Below are 22,885 nucleotides of genomic sequence, written 5' to 3'. Positions count from 1 at the left end.
CTTGAGATCAGCAAGGGCGAACCACTGTTAGCCCACTTTCGAGAGGCTAGGCTTGGCTCAAATCAGCTGTCAATAACCGCGTAATCCCTTGTGGAAACCCTTACGCGCGGGCACGTGAGGCCGGAACAGGCAGCACGGAGGGAGCACGGACCTACCCGGCGTTCGTCCAGACGAAGTCGGCGGGGTCCACATGCCGGGTCATCGTGAAGTAGTCGACGATGCGCCACGGGGACGCGGCCACGACGCGGCCCGCCGCGTTGCGGTACCAGTTCGTCATCTTGGGGTGCACCCAGACGAGCTTCGCGTGCGCGGCGTCGACCGCCTCGTTGTACGACGCGCACACGTCCGCCCTGCACTCCATGGTCCGCAAGCCGTTCGCGTCCAGCAGACCGAGCGCCTCGACGACGTACCGGACCTGCCATTCGACGATCGTGAAGAAGCTGCCGCCGTGCCCGAGGCCGGTGTTGGGCCCCGAGAGCAGGAAGAGGTTGGGGAAGTCCGGCACGGTCATCCCCAGGTACGCGCGTGCGTCGTGCTCGCCCCACACCTCGCCGAGGAGCCGTCCGGACCTGCCGCGCACCCGCATCGGGTGGAGGTAGCGGGTGCTCTCGAAGCCCGTGGCGAGCACGACGACGTCCGCCTCGTGGTGCTCGCCGGCGGTGTCGACCAGGCCGGTCGGCGTGAACGCGCGCACGCCCTCGGTGACCAGGCGGACGTCCTCGCGGCACAGGGCGGCGTACCAGCCGTTGTCCAGCAGCATGCGCTTGCCGAACGGGGGGTAGTCCGGCAGGCACTTCGCCAGCAGGTCCGGCCGGTCCCGCAACTGCCGCTCCACGTACCGGGTGTAGAAGCGGCGGTGCCCGTCGTTGACGGCGTTGACCGAACGGCCGTCGGTGTCCCAGTCCGGGTCGATCTCCAGGGACGGGTGCACCCGGTCGTTGAAGATCCAGTTGAGCTTGGCGCGGTACCAGCGGCGGTAGTACGGGACGTGCTCCATGAGCCGGTGGACGCCGGGGTCCACCGGCCGGAAGTAGTCCGCGTTGTGCGCGATCCACTGGGGCGATCGCTGGAAGACGGTGAGCGACGCGGGTGTCCCGGCGACGGCGGGGACGATCTGCATCGCGCTGGCCCCCGACCCGACCACCGCGACCCGGCGCCCCGCGAGGTCGATCCCCGCGGGCCAGCGCGCGGAGTGGAACGCCTCGCCGCGGAAGCCGTCCCGGCCGGGCAGGTCGGGCACCTTGGGCCGGTTGAGCACACCGACGGCCGAGATCACGGCGTCGGCCCGGGTCGTCGTCTCGGTGCCGTCCGCCGCGCGCAGGGTCGCCGTCCAGGTCCCGTCGGCTGCGGTGTACTCCAGGTCGGTGACCTCGGTGCCGAAGACGATGCCGCGGCGCAGGTCGTGCCGGTCCGCGAAGGCCTCGAGGTAGGCCTGGACCTCGTCCCGCTTGCCGAAGAAGGTGCTCCAGGGGTGCGGTTCGAAGGAGAACGAGTAGAGATGGCTGGGCGTGTCCACGCCGCATCCGGGATAGGTGTTCTCCCACCAGCCGCCGCCGACCCGCTCGTTCTTCTCGACGACCATGTGGTCGACGCCGGCCTCCCTGAGGCGCAGGCTCGACAGCAGGCCCGCCACGCCCGCGCCGATGACCAGCACCTTCGTCCGCCGGTCCGGCCGGGGAGGCGGCACCGGGGAGGTCACCGGGCGGTGGCCGAGGAGTTCGGCCATCATCGGTTCGTACTCGGCGGGGACGTCCTCGCCGTTGACGAAGGCCAGCAGTTCCAGCAGGAGTTCGCCCTCGGGACGCGGCACCGCGGGCGGCGCTCCCGAGTTCCAGGCCTTGACGGCGGCCAGGGCTCCGCGTCTGACCTCGTCCCGCGTCTTCTCGCTCAGGCCGCCGGTGAGGTTCTCGTCCATGCCGGCGCTGCGGGTCGGCCGGTAGCGGTCGGAGAGCCAGATCCGGTCGCCGGTGAGCTGGAAGGTCACGGCCAGGAGTACGGGGATGTTCGCGAGCCGGAGAGCCGACTCGAGTTCCGCCGGGTCGAGGACCTGCGGTCGGGGGGAAAGGATGTCGGTCACGCCATCGATACTAACGACGGATAGTTTGGAATGGCCAGAGTCATCGACGGCATGGACCTCGAAGCATGGTTGACCTGGTGAAAAGGTGCATCATCCTGCCGCATGGTGCTTGACATGAGGTTCGTCGCAGCCGCAGGATGCCGATCAGGTGAGCTAACAACCGTAAGTTCCGGCCCTGCGGGATCGAAGGACGAGAACATGGACCTGATCGACGTCATGCGCACCACCGGTACCTGCCGGTACTACACCGACCGGCACGTTCCGGACGAGGCCCTCTACGCGGCGTTCGACGCGGCGCGCTGCGCCCCGCAGGGCGGCAACCGTCAGCCCGTACGTTTCGTCGTCATCCGCGACCAGGACACCAAGCAGGCGCTGTCCGACCTCTACCAGCCGATGTGGCGGGCGTACTACGACGGGATCCACTCCGGTGCCGTGCGGGTGGGAGCCGTGCCGAAGACCGTCGAGGCCGCCGACCACTTCGCGCGCAACCTCGCGCACCATCCCGTGCTCGTGGTGGTGTGCGCCGAGATCGAGAGCCTGCACGCCACCGACTCGGCGCTGGACCGCGTCAGCGTCGTCGGCGGAGCCTCGGTCTACCCGACCGTGCAGAACTTCTGCCTGGCCCTGCGCGACCAGGGCATCGCGTCGGCGCTCACCACGCTGCTGTGCTCCGTCGAGCCCGACGTGACCGAGCTGCTCGGCATCCCGGAGGGCTTCCTGACCGCCGCCCACCTCGCGGTCGGCTATCCCGCCAAGCCCTTCCCCACCAGGCTGACGCGGACGCCGGTCGAGGAGTTCGTCTACCTCGACACCTTCGGCTCACCGCTGTTCGGGTCCTGATCCCTCCGACCGACTGGAGGTCCCGATGACCGATCCCTCCCCCGTGCACCGCTCGCCGCTGGGCCGCGCCACGATCGGCGACCAGCTGCGCCGCCACGCCCTCAACCAGCCGGACAAGAACGCCGTCGTCTCCTACACCGCCGACGGCGAGCGGCTCGTGTGCACCTACGCCGAACTCGACCGGCGGGCCAACCGGGTCGCGCACGCCTTCCTCGCCCACGGCGTCGGCCGGGGCGACCGGGTCGCGGTCATGTCCCGCAACCGGGCCGAGACGGTCGTCGCGTACTACGCGGCGCTCAAGATCGGCGCCAGCTTCACCGGCATCAACCCGATGTTCCGCTCCGACGAGGTGCTCCAGCAGCTCGCGCACGCCGAGCCGGCGGTGCTGGTGGTGGCGCGGGAGCTGCTGCCCGTGGTGGACCCGGTGCTCGGCAAGGCGCCCGTGCCCCTGGCCGTCGTCCTCGGGGACACGGCGCCGGACGGACCGGGCGGACCGTGGATCGCCTGGGCCGCGCTGCACGAGGGCCGGCCGGAGACGGAACCGGAGTGCGAGGTCGACGAGAACGACCTCGCGCTGATCGTGTACACCAGCGGCACCGAGTCGGCGCCCAAGGGCGTGATGATCCCGCACCGCAACTACATGATCTCCACGACGCCTTCGTGGACCTGGGGTCTTCGTGTGACGCCGGACGACGTGTGGCTGTTCGCCATGCCGTTCCACTCGATCGCCGGCATCGGATGCCTGACCTCCCTCACCCTGATCGGCGCGACCGTCGTACTGCCGAGCAGCCTGGAGCCGGGGGTGACGCTCGCGACGATCCGCGACGAACAGGTCAACGTGGTGGCGCAGACACCGACCCTCTTCCTCTCCCTGTGCCGGCACCCCCTGTTCGGCCCCGCTTCGGTCGGCTCGGTCCAGCGCTGCCTGACCTACGGCGGGATGCTGTCGCAGTTCGCCACCGACGCCTGGGCGAACGCCGCTCCAGGCATGGTCTGGGGCACGTACTGGGGGCAGGGGGAGCTGACCCAGCTGGGCTCGGTCGGCTTCTTCCGGACCCTCGCGGAGGTGCCCGACGAGGACCCGACCTGGATCGGGAAGGCGGTCCCGCACCTGGAGACCCGCGTGGTCGGGCCGGACGGGCAGGACGCGGAGATCGGTGAGCTGTGGTGCCGGTCGCCGTCCGCGATGGTCGGCTACTACAAGGAACCGGAGAAGACGGCCGCGGTCATGCGCGACGGCTGGATCCACACCGGGGACATCGTCCGCGTCGACGCCGACCGCAACCTGTTCTTCTACGATCGCAGCAAGGACGTCATCAAGACCGGGGGCCTGAACGTGTCCTCGCAGGAGGTCGAGCGGGTGCTGCAACGGCATCCCGCGGTGCTGCGTTCCGCGGTCGTCGGCCTGCCCGACGACTACTGGTCGGAGGTCGTCACGGCGTTCGTGATCCTCCAGGACGGCGCCGGCGTCGCGGAATCCGATCTCATCGCCCACTGCAAGGCCTCGATGGCGTCGTACAAGGCGCCCAAGTCGGTGCGGATCGTCGAGGCGTTCCCCACCGACGCGCAAGGCAAGGTGCTCAAGCGCGAGTTGCGCGCGAGCCGTTCGACGGAGGAAGTCCGATGACCGCGCCCGAGAGCGCCGAGAACATCGCCCCGCTGCACCTGGCGAGCGAGCCCGCCCCCAAGAAGAAGCCCTCGCGCCGCGACGAGATCGTGACGGCCGCCGCGCAGTTCTTCGCCGAACGCGGGTACCACGACGTCGGGATGCGCGATGTCGCCGAGGCCGTCGGCATCCGCGGGGCCAGCCTCTACAACCACTTCAAGTCCAAGGAGGAGATCCTCTTCGAGATCGCGCTGATCGTGGTGCGCAGCTCGGTGGACGGCTACATGACGGTGCTCGACGAACCCGGCACCCCGGCGGAGCGCCTCGCCGCGCTGAGCCGCGGCCATGTCATCCACGTCGCCTCGCGCCGGGTCGAGTACCGCGTCGTGTGGACCGAGGTCAAGGCACTCAGCACCGAGCACCGCAGGACCGTCGACGACTACATGCGCTACTACCAGCGGCGGGTCCGCGACGTCGTCATGGCGGGCGCGCGCAAGGGCGAGTTCAAGGTGGTCAACCCCCGGCGCGCCTCGGTGGCGCTGATGGACATGATCAACGGCATCAGCGGCTGGTTCACCCCGTCGATGGACTGCGACGAACTGGCCGACGACTACATCCGCTTCGGCATCGGAGGCGTCCTGCACTACGACGGCGACATGGACGACCTGTGCGCCACCGCCACCAGGATGACCGACGCCATGGGCTTCGTCGCCCCCCGGGCCTCATGACGGCCGGCCCCCTGGCCGGGCTGCGGGTCGTGGAGTTCGCCGGCATCGGTCCCGGCCCGCACACCGCGATGCTGCTCGCCGACCTCGGCGCCGAGGTCGTCCGGCTGCAACGGGACACCCACGACGACTCGCCCGACGGCATCACCACCCAGGACGTCATCGTCCGCCGTGGCCGCCACACCGTGCCCACCGACCTCAAGGACCCCGACGACCTCGCGTCCGTCCGCCGGCTGCTGTCCATGGCGGACGTCGCGATCGAGGGCTTCCGCCCCGGCGTCCTGGAGCGTCTGGGCCTGGCGCCCGACGACCTCGTCGAGGGCAATCCGCGCCTGGTCGTCGCCCGGCTGACCGGCTGGGGGCAGCACGGCCCCGAGGCCCAGGTCGCCGGGCACGACCTCAACTACCTCGCGGCGAGCGGCGTACTCGACGCCATCGGCCGCCCCGGCCGGCCCCCGGTCCCGCCGCTCAACCTCGTGGCGGACTTCGGCGGCGGCTCCATGTTCGCCGTGTTCGGCATCCTGTCGGCGATCGTCGAGCGGGAGCGCTCGGGGCGCGGGCAGGTCGTCGACGTCTCGATGGTGGAGGGCACGCTGACCCTGTCGGCGATGGTCTGGTCATGGCGTGCGGCGGGACGCTGGCCCGGGGGCCGCGGCACCAACATCCTCGACGGCGGCGCCCCGTTCTACGACACCTACGCCTGCTCCGACGAGGGGCTGATGGCCATCGGAGCCCTGGAACCCAAGTTCTACGACCTCGCGCTCAAGGGCCTTGGGCTCGACCCCGGGGAACTGCCCGCCCAGTACGACCGCGCGGGTTGGCCGGAGCTGCGCCGGGCGATCACGGCTGCCTTCGCGAGCCGTACCCGTGCGCAGTGGGCCGCGGTGTTCGAGGGGTCCGACGCCTGCGTGACACCGGTGCTCAGCTTCTCCGAAGCCGTCGAACACCCACACCTGGTGGACCGTTCCGCGTTCGTCTCGGTGGACGGCCTGACCCAGCCCGCCCCTTCGCCGCGCTTCTCCCGGACTCCCGCGCCGGCCCCGGCCGCGGAGGTCTTCGGCACCCTGGAGAACATCGTCGGCCGGTGGGCGGCGAGCGGCCTCCCGGCGACCGGGGCGCGGGCCTCATGACGAACCTCGCGCTGCTCCTGGAGGAGACGGCGGCACGGCACGCCGACCGCGCGGCCGTCGTCGCGGAGGGCCGGACCCTGACGTACGGCGCCCTCGACCTGCGCTCCGCCCAGTTCGCCTCGATGCTGACCGGACACGGTGTCCGGCCCGGCGACCGGGTGGCGCTGTCGTGCACCAACGGGCCGTTCTTCCCGATCGCCTACTACGGCATCCTCAAGGCGGGCGCCGTCGTCGTCCCCCTCAACGTCCTGCTGAAGGGCGGCGAGATCGCCTACCACCTCCACGACTCGGGCGCCGTGGCGCTGGTGGCGGCCGTGGGCGACGACGCGCTGCCCCTGCGCCGGAGCGCGTCGGAGGGTTTCGCGGCCGTGGAAGGCTGCCGGGAACTCGTCCTGATGGACCCCGCGGGCGAGCACGGACCGTCGGCCTTCCTGTCCGGACTCGACGATCAGGACGGCGACCGGAGGGCTGCCGTACGTGGCGACGAGGACACCGCCGTGATCCTCTACACGAGCGGCACCACGGGCCGGCCGAAGGGCGCGGAGCTGACCCACGCGAACCTGCGCGGCAACGCCGAGGTGTCGGCCCCGCTGTTCGGGGCCGACGAGGAACGGCCCGACACCCATCTGTGCGTCCTGCCGCTGTACCACTCCTTCGGGCAGACGGTGGTGATGAACTCCGCCGTGCGGTTCGGCGGCACGATCGTGACCCTCCCGCGCTTCGAGCCGGACGCCGCGCTGAACGCCTTCGCCGAGCACGGCATCACGGTCTTCGCGGGCGTGCCCACCATGTACTGGGGCCTGCTCCGGGCACTGGAGAACCGGCCCGCCGGCCCACCGCCCGCGCCCTCGCTGCGGCTGGCGCTGGCCGGCGGATCGGCGCTGCCGGTGGAGCTGGCGCGGGAGTTCCACGCCCGGTTCGGCCTGCGGGTGCGCGAGGGCTACGGCCTCTCGGAGACGTCGCCCGTCGCGTCGTTCGCGCCGCCGGACACGGTGCCGCGCCCAGGCTCGATCGGCGTGCCGATCCCCGGGGTGCGGATGGCGCTGATCGCCGACGACTGGACGCGGCTCGACGGTCCGGACGCGGTCGGCGAGATCGTGATCAGCGGCCCGAACGTGATGAAGGGCTACCACGGCCGCCCCGAGGCGACCGCCGAAGTGATCCGTGACGGGTGGTTCCGCTCGGGCGATCTCGCACGCCGTGACGAGGACGGCTACTACTACATCGTCGACCGCGCCAAGGACATGATCATCCGCGGTGGTTTCAACGTGTACCCGAGGGAGATCGAGGAGGTCCTGATGACCCATCCCGCGATCTCGCTGGCCGCGGTCGTCGGGGTGCCCGACCCCAGACACGGCGAGGAGGTCAAGGCGTACGTCGTTCTCCGCGCGGGCGCGTCCGTCGAAGCCGGGGAACTGGTCGCGTGGTCGCGCGAACGCCTGGCGGCCTACAAGTACCCGCGGCTCGTGGAGGTACGGGACGGGTTCCCGATGACCTCGACGGGCAAGATCCTCAAACGGGAGCTGCGATGACGGCGACGGTTCCGGGCCCCTGGTTCCTGGAGGACTTCGCACCCGGCCAGGTGTTCACGACCCAGGGCCGCACCGTGACCGAGTCGGACATCGTGTCGTTCGCCGCCACGACCTGGGACACCAACGAGGTCCACACCGACTCCGTCCGGGCCGCCGAGGGCCGCTTCGGCGAACGGATCGCCCACGGACTGCTCGGCATGTCGATCGCCATGGGCCTCGTCTCCCGCCTCGGCGTCTTCGAGGGATCCTCGATCGCACTGCTGGCGGTCGAGGAGTGGCGTTTCCTGGCGCCGATCCGCATCGGGGACACCGTCCGGTGCCAGGTCGAGATCCTGAGCACGCGCCGTACGAACGCGGGTGATTCGGGGGTCCTGGACCGCCGACTGACACTCTTCGGCGCGGAGGAGGCCGTAGTCCAGCAGGGACGGATCCCTCTGCTGGTCAAGACGAAGACACACCCTGGGGCACCCTCCGGGAGCACCACCCGATGACCAGCAGGGCGGGCTCCGGGGACGCACAGCCGGGGGCGTGACACGGGATTAGGGAACTACGGGAAATACGGGCACTACGGGCACTACGGGAGCAGAGGTCACCGCCCCGCCGTTCCCCCCGTGGCCAGCAACCCGTTGACCACCAGCGCGGCGAGCGCCTCGGCGGTGGCCGTGAGCTGTTCCGGCGTGGCGGCCTCCGCCCGGCCGAGGCGCCGCGCCAACGGTCCGTCCAGCATGCCGGAGACCGGCGGGATGACGGCGAAGAACAGCACGTCGCGCGGAACGGACGCCATCCGCCCGGCCGCGACGAGCCGCTCCACGCTGGGCAGCAGGAGTTGGAGAGTCGGGGCGATGTAGCCCTCATAGAGGTAGTCCAGCCGTTCCGTGTCCCGGGAGAACTCGTCCACGAAGATCCGCCCGATCAACGGCGTCTCGACCGCGGCCCGATAAAAACCGGCGATGAGCATCCGCAGGCACTCGGCGTCGTCGAGCTCGGGATCCGGCTGTGGCAGCCCCACCAGTTGCGCGCCCAGGGCCGAGTCGATCACCGCACGCCAGAAGGCGGCCTTGGAGCCGTAGCGGTCGTTGATGAAGTTGTGGCTGACACCGAGGCGGCGGGCCAGCTCCCGCGCTGAGGCCCGGTCGTAGCCCAGCTCCGCGAAGGCCTCCAGGCCGCGCCGCAGGATGCTCTCCTCCTCGGGCACGGCCCGCGTGTCCGCACTCGGCCGCCCCGGCCGCCCCGGACGCCGAGCTGACTCGACTCTTGCTTCCACGTTTCGCCTCCAAGGTGCTCGGACGTTCCCGCACGGCCGTCGTACAGACGGGGCGGCCCCGAAGCCATGACAGACCCAGCATACTTGACGACTGTCAGATTTCAGGCGATCCGGCTCACCGTCCGGAGCGCCGACGGATGCGGCCCCTTCCGGAATGGGCGCCTGCGACGATCGTTCGGCTCGCCCGGCTTCGCCGCGAGCAGACCCATCAGAGGGGTCTGGTGTGCGCGAGCGCCGGCGTCCCGGGAGGGCCGAAGGCCGTCAATTACGGGCACGACGACAGGCACCTGAGCGAGGCCCATCGGTCCGAGCATGGCCTGGCCTGTGTTCTGGCCACCCACTCGGATGTTGCCTGTCTTGTAAGGCGTCTACCTTGGCGTGCGGCTTCAGAACGCCCTGCCCTCGCGTTCGGTCTATGTCGCGCCATTCCGGCCGCAGTCCGGCCAGATTCGTGGTGAGGAAGTACGCGACCCCGCAGGTGAGCAGCACCGGCACGAGTCCGACAGCGGTGACCGCCGCCCCGGCGAGGAGCCCGCCGAGAGGGATGCCGGCCCAGGCCAACGAGTCACCGAGTGCGTTGACCCGGCCCAGCATCCGGCGCGGCACCCGCTCGACGAGGACGGCCCCCAGCACCGGGTTGACGAAGCCGGCACCGAACCCGCTCACCGCGAAGACGGCCAGTACCGTCCCCAGCGGGGCGTCGAAGGCGAGGATCAGGAACCTCGGTGCCCCCGCCAGCAGGAACCCCGTGAGAACCACTGCCCGCCGCCGCAGCCGGTGCGCGACCACTGCGGCGATCAGGCTCCCGCCGACCGCCGCGGCCCCCATCGTGCTGCCCATCAGGCCGATGGCGGTGGGCCCGTTGCCGGACTGCCTGGCCCAGACAGGTACGAGCACCGAGGTGATCGCCGCGTCCAGCAGGTTGGTGACGGCGACCATGACGATGACGGTGATCAACAGCGGCTCGCCGCGCAGGAACGTGAAGCCCTCGCCGAACCGCCGCCAGTAGCCCGGTCCCGTCTCGCCGGCGGGCGAGCGGGCTTCCTCGGCCGTGTGCCCCATGCCGCGAGGCAGCGCGAGTTTGATGATCACCGATCCGAGGGCGAAGCAGCCCGCGTTGACGGCGAGTCCGGTCAAGGGACCGAACAGCGCCACCAGGGATCCGCCGGCCGCCAGGCCGACGGTGGAGGCGAGCCGCTCGATCACGCCGGACAGACCGGTGGCTCGCTCCAGCGGCACCCGGCCGCGTTCTGCCGCCTCCGGGACCATCACCTCCTTGGCCAGGTCGCCGGGGCCCCGGGCCGCGCCGATCACCGCGACCAGAACCAGCAGAAGGGGAAAGGAGAGCAGGTTCAAGGTGTGGAGCAGGGGAACCGCGGCGGCGGCGGTCGCGCTGGCCAGATCGGTGGTCCAGGAAACGGCCCGCGGGCCGGTCCGGTCCACCAGCGGTCCGGTGAGCGCTTTGACCACCACGTAGGGAGTCATCTCGCAGAAGGCGACCAGTCCGGTCCGGGTGGCGCTGCCGGTGGTGACGAGGACGAACCAGGGCAGGGCCACCACGGAGATCCGGGTGCCGGTCAGTGACACGGCCATGGCCGCCAGCACCCCACCCAGCGGCCGTAAGGACCTTGTGCCGGGTATGCCGCCGGCCCGCGAGGCGCCGTCGGTCATGGCGTCGCGCTTCCTTCCGCTTCCTGCGAGCCGGCAGGCAGCGACGACGCGGTAGGCGCGTCCAGTTCGGGCAGGATCTGCGTGATCACGGCGACCCGTTCGGCTCCCTCTGGGGCACTTGCCGCCGTCTCCGGGTCGTCCCGCCGGTAGCGCGCGATGACGTCCGCCAACTCCCGGTACAGGGCGGTGGCTTCCTCGGGCGTGAGCCTCAGGGCCCAGTCACTCATGTCGAAGGTGTTCCGCCAGGCGCGGGGCATCGTCTGAAGCTCGTTCAGGGTCTGCTGTGTGCGCAGGGTGTAGATGGCGGCGACGGACTGCTGGTAGGCCAGCGCGGCCTCGGGCTCCCGCTCGGCCAGCTCCGGATCGTTGAACCAGGTCGTCCGGTGCACCGAACGCCACCAGCGCTCTCGCGCGTTCCCGCGTCCGGTGTCCTCCTCGACGAAACCGGCCGCGCCGAGCTGCCGGAGGTGGTAGCTGGCCGTACCGGAATTCACGCCCAGCCGCTCCGCGAGGCGGGTGGCCGTCGACGGACCGTACTTCCGCAGCAGCCCGACCACCTGCACTCGCACCGGATGCGCCAAGGCACGCAGCCCCTTGGCATCCAGGACAACAGAGTCCTCTTCATCGTTCGGGCCATCCGGCCTCTCCACCACATCAGCCATACGGCACACGGTAGTTCGCAAAGAGTTCTTCGCAAAAGGTTCTTCGCGAAGAATCCTTTGCGAAGAACTCTTTGCGGTGATGGCCAAGCCGCGACGAACGTCGAAGAAGCGCGAACCTGCTCCACCGGAACGCGGATCGAGCTACGGCCTCAGGCCCTTCAGGCGGTTGACGCCTTCTCGGTGGGCGCAAGCCGCGTCCGCACCCCGTGCTGCCGGCGCTGCGCCCAGCGGACAGCACGGGGTGCCGCCAGGCCTGTCAGCGCGAACATGGCTCCCGCGACGTACCACCCGGGGCGGCCCCAGGTGATGCAGAGCGCGATGAGCAGTCCCGGTCCGAGAGCTTCGGCGAGGCCGGCGCCGAGGCCGAACACGCCCAGGTACTGGCCGGTGGCGTGCTGCGGGGCGAGAGCGAAGGAGATCTCGAAGCCCGCGGCGGAGTGCCATAGTTCGCCGATCGTGTGGATCACCACCGCGGAGATCAGCAGGGCTGCGGCGGCCCACGCCGGTATGCCTGCGGACATCGAGATCAGCGAGCAGGCGATCAGGAAGGCCACGCCCGCCCGGCGGTAGGCGTGTGCTCCGGCGGCGGGGGAATCGACGTTGCCGCTGGCCCGCACCTGGAAGGCGACGACGATGACGGTACCGGTGAGCATGGTGGCCGAGATGAGCCAGTGCGGGGCGCTGGTGGCACCGACGATCCAGAGCGGGACGGCCACGGTGAGGACCTTGAACTGGATGGCCATGATGCCGTCGAGAGCGGTGAGCAGCAGGTAGGGACGGTCCCGCAGGGCGCCCCATCGAGGACCGCCCGTGGTGGGGAGGGGCGCGACGGGCGGCAGGAGGACCAGGACCGCCGCGGAGACCAGGAAGGCGATCGCGTTGCCGATGACCATCAGCTGATAGGCGGTGAGCGTGCCCACCTGGACGACCCAGCCCGCCAGCACGGCACCGACGGAGATGCCGACGTTGGTCACCGCACGGAGGTAGGCCCGGAACTCCTGGGGACGGTCGCCTCCGTAATGCCGGATGAGCGGGGAGCGGGCGGCGATTCCGGCCGCCTTCGCCGCGGCGGCGCAGCAGACCGCGAGGACGAACGACCAGAAGCCGTCCGCCAGGACGAAGCAGGCCGTGGCCAGCGCCTGGGCGACCAGGGTGGCCGCGTAGATGCCGCGTGCTCCGTGCCGGTCGGCGAGGTGACCGACCGCGACGCCCAGGGCCAGCGCGAGAAGACCGGCGATGCCGAGCCCGAGCCCCACCTGGCTTGCCGGAAGATGGACCGCCTCGGTGAAATACAGCACTCCGGCGGTGAGGTAGAGGCCGCTGCCGACGGTGTAGACGAAGTTCGAGGCCGCGAGGACGCGCTGCGGCCCGGCGTTCGGAATCAGGCGGGGCATGGCAGGCTCCACGTCCTCGACGCACAGTAAGGGCCCGCCCAGCTTGCTGCACATTACTTGCAATAACAAGTAGGTTGCCTTAGCCGGGTGACTCCGTCCGGCCTTCGCGCACCGTGCGGGGCGGCCGTTTCCACCCAGTGGCCTTGGCCGCCTCGGTGCGAGCGGCGCCGGCGCCGCGGGCGGCCCGTCCTTCCCGCAACGGGCGGAACTCCGTCGACGAGGGCGACGGTCCGGGTGACATCGTTGGCGTTGGCCGCAGTGGTGACGACTTTGAGCGGAGTGCCGCGTCCGTCGCAGATCAGATGGTGTTCACTGCCCGTCTTCCGCCGGTCGACCGGCGACGGCCCCGTGTCCGGGCCCCCCGCTTTCCGCACGGGTGCGGGAGCCGTCCACACACGCGCGGGACAAGTCGAGTTCGCCGGCCGCGTTCAGTCGACGAGCAGGATGCGGTGCAGCCGCCGTACGCCAACAGCCCCTATGACCAGGCAACTTCGAAATCCGCTTCCGCGAGACGGAAGCGCCATTGCGGCCCCCCAAATCCTCCCCGGACGATGTCACCACGCCACAGAGACGGGAATCAGCCGCCATGCCACACATCACCGCCTTCGCCAGGAACCAGTGGTACGTCGCCGCCTACAGCCACGAGGTCGGCCGTGACCTGCTCGGCCGGACGATCCTCGGCGAGCCGCTCGTCTTCTACCGCACCGAGGAGGACGGCACCGCCGTGGCGCTGCACGACCGCTGTGTGCACCGGCGGTTCCCGCTCTCCGAGAGCCGGCTCGACGGGGACCGGATCGTCTGCGGCTACCACGGCTTCACGTACGACACGACCGGCGGCTGCGTGTACGTGCCGGGGCAGAAACGCATCCCCCGCACCGCCCGCGTCGCCTCGTACCCGGTGGTCGAGCAGGACGCGCTGGTCTGGGTGTGGATCGGCGACCCGGCGCTCGCGGACCCGCAGGTCGTCCCCCGGGCCCCGCACCTCGCCTCACCCGAGTGGGTCACGGTCAGCGGTATGGAGCCGATCGACGCCGACTACGGCCTCCTCGTCGACAACCTCCTCGACCTCTCCCACGAGACCTATCTGCACGGCGGTTACATCGGCTCCCCCGAGGTGGCCGAGACGCCGATCACCACGGAGGTCGACGAGGGCGCCGGTGTCGTACGGGTGAGCCGGCACATGGACGACGCCGAGTGCCCGCCGTTCTACGCCAGGTCGACCGGGATACAGGGGCGGATCACCCGCTGGCAGGACATCGAGTACCACGCGCCCTGCCTCTACCTCCTGCACAGCCGCATCGCCCCGGTCGGTGTGCTCCCCGAGGCGGACGGCAGCGACCCGAACGGCTTCCACACCGAGATCACCTACGCCATCACCCCCTCCTCGGACGGCAAGGTGTACGACTTCTGGGCGGTCTCGCGGGACTGGGCGACGGACGACGCCGAGGTCACCGAGTTCCTGCGGAGCAACAACCACACGGTCGTCATGCAGGACGTGGACGCCCTCAACCTCCTTCAGCGGACGCTGGGTTCGGAGCGGAGCGGCTACCAGGAGCTGAGCATCAACATCGACACCGGCGGTCTGGCCGCCCGCCGTATCCTCGCCCGGCTGGTCGAGGAGGGCGCCAAGCCGGTGGAGAAGGTCCAGTGACCGCTGCGACCGGTGAGGTCTACCGCGTCGACTGGCTGCCGGGCACCGACATCCTGCACGGCACCTGTCACTGCGGGCGCGAGCACACGTCGCAGGATCCGATCGAGATGTGGGAGTGGATGCTCGCCCACCCCCGGGGCCACTCGGTCGACGAGCCGCGAGGAACAGGGTCATGACCGGGTACGAAGCCGAACTCGTCGTCGAGCGGCGGGAGTTCGCGGCGGAGGGCGTGCTCGCCCTCACGCTGCGCCATCCGCTGGGCGAACAACTCCCTTCCTGGGAACCGGGCGCGCACATCGACGTCGTGCTCGGCCCCGGGCTGGAGCGCCAGTACTCGCTGTGCGGCGACCCGGCCGACCGCCTCTCGTGGCGGATCGCGGTGCTCAGGGAGCCGGACGGGCGGGGCGGATCGGCCCATGTGCACGAGCGGTTGGGGCAGGGCGCCCGGGTGCGGGTGCGCGGACCGCGCAACCACTTCCGCCTGGTGCCCGCCCCCCGCTACCGCTTCGTCGCGGGCGGCATCGGCATCACTCCCCTCCTGCCGATGCTGGCCGCGGCCCAGGCGGCGGGCGCGGACTGGCGCCTGCTCTACGGCGGTCGCACCCGCAACTCCATTGCCTTCACAGAGGAGTTGAGCGGCTACGGCGACCGGGTCACCGTAGCCCCGCAGGACGAGGTCGGGCTCCTCGACCTGCCGTCCGTGCTGGACGACGTGCCCGAGGGCACCCTCGTCTACTGCTGCGGTCCCGGACCGCTGCTCGACGCGGTCGAGGCCCGCTGCCCCGCCGGCGTCCTGCACCTGGAGCGGTTCCAGCCCAAGGCCCAAGAGGCGGGCGCCGACAGCGAGTTCGAGGTGGTGCTGGAGCGGAGCGGCAGGACCGTGACCGTCCCGGTGGGCGTGTCCGTGCTGGACAGCGTGCGCGCCGCCGGCGTCGAGGTGCTGTTCTCCTGCACCGAGGGCACCTGCGGGACCTGTGAGACGGACGTGCTCGACGGCGTCCCGGACCATCGGGACTCGGTGCTGAGCGAGGAGGAGCGCGCGGCCGGCGAGACCATGCTCATCTGCGTCTCGCGCTGCGCGGGGAAACGGCTCGTGCTGGATATCTGATCCGCGGCGCCGCCCCGGTCCCGCACCGGGGCGGCGACCGAGCGCAGTCCAACTCGGCTCGGACCAGGCGCCGTTCGATCTCCTCGTCGGGGAGGTGGGCGAGGATCACCCGCCCCGCGGAGGTCGGCGAGTCGCTCCAGATCCAGGCCCAGCAAGCCCGGAAGGCCCAGCAGGCCCGCCCGCCAAGAGCGCACTTCGGTAACTGTCAACAATATTGTGAGCATTACCCATTGACCCGGCCGTGCCAGACCTCTACGTTCCCGCTCAGCACCAAGTGAGCACCACTGTGCGCAGTACGCACAGCCTGTCGGAACAACGTCGTCTGCACAGGAGTTGCCATGCGTCGTCTGCTCGTCGGCCTCGCGGCCGGAACAGTGCTGGTCGCCGCGTCGGCCTGCGGTTCGTCCGGCAACGGAGCGTCGGACAAGGCCAGTTCGTCCAGCGGGACCACCACGGTCAAGGTGGGGGTCATCCCCATCGTCGATGTCGCTCCCCTCTATCTCGGCCAGAAGCAGGGCTTCTTCTCCAAGCACGGCCTGAAACTCACCATGACGCTCGCACAGGGCGGCGCGGCCATCGTGCCGGGTGTGGTCAGCGGCCAGTTCCAGTTCGGCTTCTCCAACATGACCTCGCTGATGCTCGCGCAGAGCAACGACGTCCCGGTGAAGGCCATCGCCAACGGTGTCGCCTCAACTGGCGTGTCGGGCAAGGACTTCGGCGCCCTGGTCGTCAAGAAGGGCAGCACCCTCAAGTCGGCGAAGGAGCTGGAGGGCAAGAAGGTCGCGGTCAACACGCTGAAGAACATCAACGAGACGGCCGTACGCGAGTCCGTCCGCAAGGCCGGCGGCGACCCGGACAAGGTGAAGTTCGTGGAGCTGGCCTTCGACCAGATGCCGGCCGCGCTCGACAAGGGCCAGATCGACGCGGCGATGGCCGTCGAACCGGCGCTCACCACCATGCTCCTCCAGGGCGCCCGGCAGATCGCCTGGCCGCTGGTCGACGTCGCGCCGAACCTCACCGTCGCCATGTACTTCACGTCGTCGGCGTACGCGGCGAAGAACCCGGACGTGGTGAAGAAGTTCCAGGAGGCCACCGCCGAGTCGCTGGCCTACGCCGACGCCCACCCGGACGAGGTGCGCCAGATCGTCGCCACCTACACCAAGGTCCCGGCGAGCGTGCTGGCCAAGGTGATCCTGCCCAAGTGGCCCGCCGATCCCGACCGTTCGTCGATCGAGGCGCTGGAGAAGCTGAGCGAGAGCGACGGCCTCTTCAAGAAGACCCCCGACCTGAACACGCTGCTCCCGTGAAGGGACTGAACACCGCGCTCGGTGCGGCCGGGCTCGCGGCCTTCCTCGCGCTCGGCGAGGTCGTGCCGCGCGTCGGCATCGTCAAGGAGGCGTACTTCCCGCCGACCAGCAGGATCGCGTCCGCGCTCCGGGACGAACTGACGGACCCCGCGTTCTGGTCGGCGCTCGGCGACACCCTCACCGGCTGGGCCCTCGGTCTCGCCATAGCCGTCTGCGCGGGCGTCGTCGCGGGCATCCTGCTCTCGGTCGTGCCGTATCTGCGCGAGGCGACCGCCTCCACCATCGAGTTCCTCCGCCCGATCCCCTCGGTCGCCCTGATCCCCCTCGCGGTGCTGCTGTACGGCACCGAACTGAGGTCGGTGCTGCTGCTCGTCGTCTACGCCTCCTTCTGGCAGATCCTGATCCAGGTCCTGCACGGCGTCCAGGACGTCGACCCGGTCGCCGAGGAGACGGCCCGCTCCTACGGTCTCGGCACCTGGGCGCGGGTGCGGCACGTGCTGTGGCCGAGCGCGCTGCCGTACGTCATGACGGGGGTGCGGCTGGCGGCGGCGGTCGCGCTGATCCTCACCATCACCGCCGAACTGGTCATCGGGGCACCGGGGTTGGGCGCGACCATCATGGTCGCGCAGAGTTCGCAGGCGGTGCCGGAGATGTACGCGCTGATCGTGGTGACCGGTCTGCTCGGGCTGGTCATCAACGTCGGCGCGCGGACGGTGGAGCGGCGGGCGCTGGCCTGGCACCAGTCGGTGCGCGGGGAGGTGACGGTGTGAGGCGCGTGCTGCTGCGGCTGCTGTTCGTGATCGCGCTCCCGGCGGTGCTGCTCACCGTCTGGTGGCTGGCGTCGGACGGCAGCACCAATGTGTTCTGGCCCCCGCTGCGGACCATCCTCAGGACCTTCCCGGACGTGTGGACCGCCGACCGGTTCAGGACGGACGTCGTGCCAAGTGTGCTGCGGCTGACGGCCGGTTACGCGACGGCGGCCGTCGCCGGCGTCGTGCTCGGCACGGTCATCGGCTCCTACCGGCGGGTGCGCGCGGTGTGCGAACCGGTCCTGGAGTTCCTGCGCGCGGTGCCGCCGCCGGTCCTCGTCCCGGTCATCATGCTGTTCGCGGGCATCGGCGACACGATGAAGATCGTGGTCATCGCGAGCGGCTGCGTCTGGCCGATCCTCCTCAACACGGTCGAGGGCGTCCGCGCGGTCGACCCGGTCATGAAGGAGACGGCCCTGTCCTACGGCATCACGGGCGCCGCCCGTCTGCGGAGTCTGGTGCTGCGCTCGGCGAGTCCGCAGATCTTCACCGGGCTGCGCCAGGCGCTGTCCATCGGGATCATCCTCATGGTCATCAGCGAGATGTTCGCGGGCACCGACGGACTGGGTTACACCGTCGTCCAGTTCCAGCGCAGTTTCGCGGTGCCCGACATGTGGACCGGCATCCTCGCCCTCGGGATGCTGGGGTTCCTGCTCTCCGTCGTCTTCCAGGTGGTCGAACGACGCGTGCTCGGCTGGTACCACGGTCTGCGCGCGGCCACCCGCCGGTCCCCGTGAACCTCGTGAATCGTGAAAGGGCGGTCCATGCACGCGCTACTCGACGTATCCGGCCTCAAAAAGGTCTACGAGGGTTCCGGCCGCCGGGTGGAGGCGGTACGGGACCTCACCTTCAGTGTCGCGGCCGGTGAACTCGTGTGTCTCGTCGGCCCGTCGGGCTGCGGCAAGACCACTCTGCTCAAGTGCATGGGCGGACTGCTCGCCCCGTCCGCGGGCGAAGTCCGCCTGAACGGAAGGAAGGTGAGCGGTCCGCCGCCGGGGATGGCGTTCGTGTTCCAGGAGTACGGGCGCAGCCTGTTCCCCTGGATGCGGGTCGGCGAGAACGTCGAACTCCCGCTGAAACAGAAGGACTTGAGCAGGTCGCGGCGCCGGGAACTGGTCGCGGACGCGCTGGCGTCGGTGGGCCTCGCGGACGCGGCCGGGGCGTATCCGTGGCAGCTGTCCGGCGGGATGCAGCAGCGGGTGGCGATCGCCCGCGCGCTCGCCTACGAACCCGAAGTCCTGTTGATGGACGAGCCGTTCGCGGCGGTCGACGCGCAGACCCGGGCCGATCTGGAGGATTTGGTGCGGGGGTTGTGGCGGGAGCGCGGCATCACGATCCTCTTCGTGACCCACGACATCGACGAGGCCGTCTACTTGGGCGAGCGGGTGGTCGTCCTGTCCGCGTCGCCGACCGTCGTGCAGGAGCAGCTGAAGGTCGATCTGCCCGTGGAGCGCGACCAGTTGCACACCCGGGTCGCCCCGCGCTTCGCCGAACTGCGGACCCATGTGTACGAGCAGATCCAGGCGGCGAAGCGCGGGACGCTCCCGGTCCAGGACCGGCTCACGAAGTCGGACCCGCCTCCACTGCGCCGACCGTGACGGCCCGGCCGCCCACCGCGCGCTCCACGCGGCGGGCGGCGGCATCACGCGGTGCGCAGCCAGGCCGCCGTGTCGCACGGCAGCCGGCCCCGCTCGTCCAGGGCGGCGCTGGTGAGCAGGAGTTCGGTGTACGGGGGGAGGTCGGCGGGCGTGTCGGAGAGGTTGACGACGCAGGTCGCGCCGTCCGCGCGGGCGAAGGCGAGGACGCCCGCCGGGGCGGGCAGCCAGGCGAGGGGGCCGTCCCCGAAGGCCGGCCGGAGGCGGATCGCCTCGCGGTAGAGGTTGAGCATGGAGTCGACCGTCCGCCGCTGACGGTCGACCGCATACGATGTCCAGTCGTCCGGCTGCGGCAGCCAGGGTTCGCCGCGCGAGCCGAAGCCCGCGTACGGTGCGTCGGCCAGCCACGGGAGCGGTACCCGGCAGCCGTCGCGGCCGGGGTCGGTGCCGCCCGAGCGGAGGTACATCGGATCCTGTATCCGGTCGACCGGCAGCTCGGCCTCGGGCAGGCCCAGTTCCTCCCCCTGGTAGAGGTAGACCACCCCGGGCAGGGCCAGGGACAGGAGTGCCGCCGCCCGCGCGCGCCGGGTGCCGAGCGCGAGGTCGGTCGGGGTGCCGAAGGCCTTGGTGGCGAAGTCGAAGCCGGTGTCGGCGCGGCCGTAGCGGGTGACCGTGCGGGTCACGTCGTGGTTGCAGAGCACCCAGGTGGCCGGGGCGCCGATCGGGGCGTGCTCGGCGAGGGTCTCGTCGATCGAGGCGCGCAGCCGGTCCGGGTCCCAGGGGCAGGCCAGGAAGGCGAAGTTGAAGGCGGTGTGGAGTTCGTCGGGGCGAAGGTAGCGGGCGAAGCGTTCGGTGTCGGGGAGCCAGACCTCGCCGACGAAGACGGCGCCGTACTCGTCGGCGACGGCCCGCCAGGCGCGGTAGATGTCGTGGAGTTCGTCGCGGTCGACGAAGGGGTGGGGGTCGCGGCCCGCGACGAAGTCGGGCAGGGCCGGGTCCTTGGCGAGGAGCGCGGCCGAGTCGATGCGGACGCCCGCGACACCGCGCTCGAACCAGAAGCGCAGGATGTCCTCGTGCTCCTGACGGACGGCCGGGTGGGCCCAGTTGAGGTCGGGCTGTTCGGGGGTGAAGAGGTGGAGGTACCAGTCGCCGTCCGGGAGGCGGGTCCACACGGGTTCGGAGGAGCCGGCGAACTGGGACGGCCAGTCGTTGGGCGGGAGTTGGCCGTGTTCGCCGCGTCCTGGGCGGAAGTGGAACAGGTCGCGCTCGGGGCCGCCGGCGAGGGCGGCGCGGAACCAGGGGTGCTGGTCGGAGACGTGGTTGGGCACGATGTCGACGATGGTGCGGATGCCCGACTCCCGTGCCTCACTGATGAGTTTCTCGGCCTCGGCGAGCGAGCCGAAGGCCGGGTCGACGGCCCGGTAGTCGGCGACGTCGTAGCCGCCGTCCTTCAGCGGTGACAGGTACCAGGGGTTGAACCACAGGGCGTCCACGCCGAGTTCGGCGAGGTAGGGCAGCCGGGAGCGGACGCCCGCGAGGTCGCCGGTGCCGTCGCCGTCGCCGTCCGCGAAGCTGCGGACGTAGACCTGGTAGATGACGGCGGAGCGCCACCAGTCGGGGCTGAGGGCGGGGGTGGGCTGTCCCACGGTGCTGGCCTTTCTGTCGGAGGGCGTCGAGGGGCGGTGTCAGCCCTTCGTGCCGCCCGCGCTGATCCCGGCGATGATGTGGCGCTGGAAGACCAGGAACAGGGCGACCATGGGGATGCTCGCGATCACCATCGCGGCGATGAGCACGGTCAGTTGGATGTTCTGCGACAGCTGGACGAGGGCCACGCTGATCGGCTGCTTGTCCGTGTCGGAGAAGACCATCAGCGGCCACAGGAAGTCCTGCCACACGGCGACCAGGGCGAAGATCGAGACGACGCCGAGCACGGGCCGGGACATGGGCAGCACGATGGACCACAGGACGCGGAGTTTTCCGGCGCCGTCGATCTCGGCGGCCTCCATCACGTCGTGCGGGAGCTGGTCGAAGAACCGTTTGAGGAGATACAGGTTGAAGGCGTTGGCGACGGCCGGCAGCCAGATGCCGAGGGGGTCGTTGAGCAGGCTGGTGTGGATCAGCGGGAGGTCGGCGACGGTCAGGTACTTCGGTACGACCAGGGCCTGCGCGGGGACCATCAGGGTGGCGAGGATGCCGCCGAGGATCAACGTGCCGAAGGCGGGCCTGAGTCGGGACAGCGCGTAGGCGGCGGCCGTGCACAGGACCAGCTGGAACGCCCAGGCGCCGGCCGCCTGCACGACCGTGTTCCACAGGTGTCGCGGGAGCTGCATCAGGTCCCAGGCGTCCGTGTAGCCGCCGAGGTGCCAGTGGTCGGGGACGAGCGTGGGCGGGGTCCGCGCCACCTCGTCCGGCGACTTCATGGCGCCGGTGACCATCCAGTAGACGGGGAAGAGGAAGGCGACGGCGAACAGGACGACGACGCCGGTGAACACGGTCCAGTAGACGGCCCGGCCGCGCGGCCGGGCGAGCGCCGCCGGGGAGAGCAGGGTGCGGGTGCTCACAGGTCGTCCTCTCCGGAGCGGGTCAGCCGCAGATAGACGGCGGAGAAGGCGCCGAGCAGCACCAGGAGCAGCACGCTCAGCGCGCAGGCGCCGCCGAAGTCGTTGTAGAGGAAGGCGTATTTGTAGATCAGGTAGAGGACGGTGACGGTGGCGCTCTCCGGGCCGCCCCCGGTGATGACGAAGGGTTCGGTGAAGACCTGCATCGTGGCGATGATCTGAAGGAGCATCAGCATCAGGATGACGAAGCGGGTCTGAGGGACCGTCACATGGCGTACGCGCTGGAGCAGTCCCGCGCCGTCGAGTTCGGCGGCCTCGTACAGCTCGCCGGGGATGGACTGGAGCGCCGCCAGGTAGATGAGGACGGTGCCGCCCATGTTGGCCCAAGTGGCCACGATGACAAGGGAGATGAGGGCGGTGTCGGTGCCGTTGGACCAGTTCGAGGTGGGCAGGTGCAGAAAGCGCAGCGTCTCGTTGGCGAGGCCCGCTCCGGGGTCGTAGAACCATTTCCACAGCAGGGCGGTGACCACCGGCGGGATCATGACGGGGAGGTAGACGACGATCCTGAAGAACGCCTTCCAGTGTCTCAACTCGTTGAGGACCAGGGCGAGTACGAACGGGATCGCGAAGCCGAGGAGCAGGGCCAGCAGGGTGAAGACGAGGGTGTTGCGCCAGGCGGCGGTGAACTCGGGGTCGTGCCAGACGCGGGTGAAGTTGGCGGTGCCGACCCATTCGGGCGAGGAGCCGGGCGTGTACTTCTGGAAGGCGATCACGACCGCGCGGATCGCCGGGTACCAGGAGAACAGGGCGAAGCAGACGAGGCCGCCGGCGAGGAACGCGTAGGCGCGGGCCTGGTCGAGGAGGCGGCGCCGCCTCCGGCCCCCTGCCGGGGGCGGCGCCTGGACCGGTCCTGCCGCCGTCGTCGGGGCGGGGCTCCGGGTGGCCGTCCGGGTCAT

At 70.4% G+C, this 22,885-nt stretch carries 22 protein-coding genes; 13 read left to right on the top strand and 9 right to left on the bottom strand.

Going from position 1 to position 22,885, the window contains the following annotated elements; all coding sequences use genetic code 11:
- Window positions 1–151: 151 nt before the first annotated feature.
- Window positions 152–2,077, bottom strand: a complete 1,926-nt coding sequence (locus ACIQPR_RS07490; protein ID WP_403643432.1) for a flavin-containing monooxygenase — start codon at window positions 2,075–2,077, stop codon at window positions 152–154.
- Between the two features lie 198 nt (window positions 2,078–2,275).
- On the opposite strand from ACIQPR_RS07490, the gene ACIQPR_RS07485 reads away from it, so the two are divergent.
- Genes ACIQPR_RS07485 through ACIQPR_RS07460 form a run of 6 tightly spaced genes read left to right on the top strand, consistent with a single transcriptional unit; the run spans window position 2,276 to window position 8,401 of the window.
- Complete coding sequence (locus tag ACIQPR_RS07485; protein WP_403643429.1) at window positions 2,276–2,917, top strand: nitroreductase family protein; 642 nt, start codon at window positions 2,276–2,278, stop codon at window positions 2,915–2,917.
- 25 nt (window positions 2,918–2,942) lie between these two features.
- Window positions 2,943–4,544 carry a class I adenylate-forming enzyme family protein gene (locus ACIQPR_RS07480; protein ID WP_403643426.1) on the top strand — a complete coding sequence of 534 codons (1,602 nt, stop codon included), beginning with the start codon at window positions 2,943–2,945 and terminating at the stop codon, window positions 4,542–4,544.
- Window positions 4,541–5,251, top strand: a complete 711-nt coding sequence (locus ACIQPR_RS07475; protein WP_403643423.1) for a TetR/AcrR family transcriptional regulator — start codon at window positions 4,541–4,543, stop codon at window positions 5,249–5,251. The genes ACIQPR_RS07480 and ACIQPR_RS07475 overlap by 4 nt, the downstream gene beginning before the upstream one ends.
- Window positions 5,248–6,378, top strand: coding sequence for a CaiB/BaiF CoA transferase family protein (locus tag ACIQPR_RS07470; RefSeq protein WP_403643420.1), 1,131 nt, complete (start codon window positions 5,248–5,250; stop codon window positions 6,376–6,378). The genes ACIQPR_RS07475 and ACIQPR_RS07470 overlap by 4 nt, the downstream gene beginning before the upstream one ends.
- A complete protein-coding gene (locus ACIQPR_RS07465) occupies window positions 6,375–7,910 on the top strand; it encodes a long-chain fatty acid--CoA ligase (protein WP_403643418.1) in 1,536 nt (511 codons plus the stop codon). Before ACIQPR_RS07470 ends, ACIQPR_RS07465 begins: the two co-directional genes overlap by 4 nt.
- A complete protein-coding gene (locus ACIQPR_RS07460) occupies window positions 7,907–8,401 on the top strand; it encodes a MaoC/PaaZ C-terminal domain-containing protein (protein WP_403643416.1) in 495 nt (164 codons plus the stop codon). The genes ACIQPR_RS07465 and ACIQPR_RS07460 overlap by 4 nt, the downstream gene beginning before the upstream one ends.
- A gap of 98 nt (window positions 8,402–8,499) precedes the next feature.
- Here ACIQPR_RS07460 and ACIQPR_RS07455 read toward each other — a convergent pair whose 3' ends face one another.
- From ACIQPR_RS07455 to ACIQPR_RS07435, 5 genes are all read right to left on the bottom strand, one after another.
- On the bottom strand, window positions 8,500–9,105 hold the full coding sequence (locus tag ACIQPR_RS07455; RefSeq protein WP_403643413.1) for a TetR/AcrR family transcriptional regulator: 606 nt from the start codon (window positions 9,103–9,105) through the stop codon (window positions 8,500–8,502).
- A 330-nt stretch (window positions 9,106–9,435) separates the two neighbouring features.
- The gene (locus ACIQPR_RS07450; RefSeq protein ID WP_403643410.1) at window positions 9,436–10,845 is read right to left on the bottom strand and encodes an MFS transporter; all 1,410 of its coding nucleotides are present in this window, start codon (window positions 10,843–10,845) and stop codon (window positions 9,436–9,438) included.
- A complete protein-coding gene (locus tag ACIQPR_RS07445) occupies window positions 10,842–11,507 on the bottom strand; it encodes an ArsR/SmtB family transcription factor (protein ID WP_403643407.1) in 666 nt (221 codons plus the stop codon). The genes ACIQPR_RS07450 and ACIQPR_RS07445 overlap by 4 nt, the downstream gene beginning before the upstream one ends.
- Before the next feature lie 158 nt (window positions 11,508–11,665).
- A complete protein-coding gene (locus tag ACIQPR_RS07440) occupies window positions 11,666–12,901 on the bottom strand; it encodes an MFS transporter (RefSeq protein WP_403643404.1) in 1,236 nt (411 codons plus the stop codon).
- Window positions 12,902–12,954: 53 nt separating this feature from the next.
- Window positions 12,955–13,275, bottom strand: a complete 321-nt coding sequence (locus ACIQPR_RS07435; protein WP_403643401.1) for a transposase — start codon at window positions 13,273–13,275, stop codon at window positions 12,955–12,957.
- Between the two features lie 212 nt (window positions 13,276–13,487).
- Here ACIQPR_RS07435 and ACIQPR_RS07430 point away from each other — a divergent pair, with 212 nt between their 5' ends.
- The 7 genes from ACIQPR_RS07430 (at window position 13,488) to ACIQPR_RS07400 (ending at window position 19,374) form a co-directional block, all read left to right on the top strand.
- Window positions 13,488–14,552 (top strand): Rieske 2Fe-2S domain-containing protein, encoded by a 1,065-nt coding sequence (locus ACIQPR_RS07430; RefSeq protein ID WP_403643398.1) that lies wholly within the window; start codon window positions 13,488–13,490, stop codon window positions 14,550–14,552.
- Complete coding sequence (locus tag ACIQPR_RS07425) at window positions 14,549–14,728, top strand: hypothetical protein (protein WP_403643395.1); 180 nt, start codon at window positions 14,549–14,551, stop codon at window positions 14,726–14,728. The genes ACIQPR_RS07430 and ACIQPR_RS07425 overlap by 4 nt, the downstream gene beginning before the upstream one ends.
- Window positions 14,725–15,660 (top strand): PDR/VanB family oxidoreductase, encoded by a 936-nt coding sequence (locus ACIQPR_RS07420; RefSeq protein ID WP_403643392.1) that lies wholly within the window; start codon window positions 14,725–14,727, stop codon window positions 15,658–15,660. The genes ACIQPR_RS07425 and ACIQPR_RS07420 overlap by 4 nt, the downstream gene beginning before the upstream one ends.
- A gap of 338 nt (window positions 15,661–15,998) precedes the next feature.
- A complete protein-coding gene (locus ACIQPR_RS07415; protein WP_403643389.1) occupies window positions 15,999–16,967 on the top strand; it encodes an ABC transporter substrate-binding protein in 969 nt (322 codons plus the stop codon).
- Window positions 16,964–17,737, top strand: coding sequence for an ABC transporter permease (locus ACIQPR_RS07410; protein ID WP_403643387.1), 774 nt, complete (start codon window positions 16,964–16,966; stop codon window positions 17,735–17,737). The genes ACIQPR_RS07415 and ACIQPR_RS07410 overlap by 4 nt, the downstream gene beginning before the upstream one ends.
- Window positions 17,734–18,513: an ABC transporter permease gene (locus tag ACIQPR_RS07405; RefSeq protein ID WP_403643383.1), complete on the top strand. Its 780-nt coding sequence runs from the start codon at window positions 17,734–17,736 to the stop codon at window positions 18,511–18,513. Before ACIQPR_RS07410 ends, ACIQPR_RS07405 begins: the two co-directional genes overlap by 4 nt.
- A 27-nt stretch (window positions 18,514–18,540) precedes the next feature.
- The gene (locus tag ACIQPR_RS07400; protein ID WP_403643380.1) at window positions 18,541–19,374 is read left to right on the top strand and encodes an ABC transporter ATP-binding protein; all 834 of its coding nucleotides are present in this window, start codon (window positions 18,541–18,543) and stop codon (window positions 19,372–19,374) included.
- Window positions 19,375–19,418: 44 nt separating this feature from the next.
- Here the strand turns inward: ACIQPR_RS07400 and ACIQPR_RS07395 are convergent, their stop codons facing one another.
- From ACIQPR_RS07395 to ACIQPR_RS07385, 3 genes are read right to left on the bottom strand one after another with little or no spacing between them, the layout of a single operon-like run.
- Complete coding sequence (locus tag ACIQPR_RS07395) at window positions 19,419–21,017, bottom strand: glycoside hydrolase family 13 protein (protein ID WP_403643377.1); 1,599 nt, start codon at window positions 21,015–21,017, stop codon at window positions 19,419–19,421.
- A gap of 39 nt (window positions 21,018–21,056) precedes the next feature.
- Complete coding sequence (locus ACIQPR_RS07390; RefSeq protein ID WP_403643374.1) at window positions 21,057–21,932, bottom strand: carbohydrate ABC transporter permease; 876 nt, start codon at window positions 21,930–21,932, stop codon at window positions 21,057–21,059.
- Window positions 21,929–22,885: a carbohydrate ABC transporter permease gene (locus ACIQPR_RS07385; RefSeq protein WP_403643371.1), complete on the bottom strand. Its 957-nt coding sequence runs from the start codon at window positions 22,883–22,885 to the stop codon at window positions 21,929–21,931. The genes ACIQPR_RS07390 and ACIQPR_RS07385 overlap by 4 nt, the downstream gene beginning before the upstream one ends.

The sequence above is a fragment of the Streptomyces sp. NPDC091280 genome (assembly GCF_044768565.1).
GTDB lineage: Bacteria > Actinomycetota > Actinomycetes > Streptomycetales > Streptomycetaceae > Streptomyces.
The sequence above is the reverse complement of the archived record's forward strand: the minus strand, read 5'-3'. Positions and strand labels throughout refer to the sequence as shown.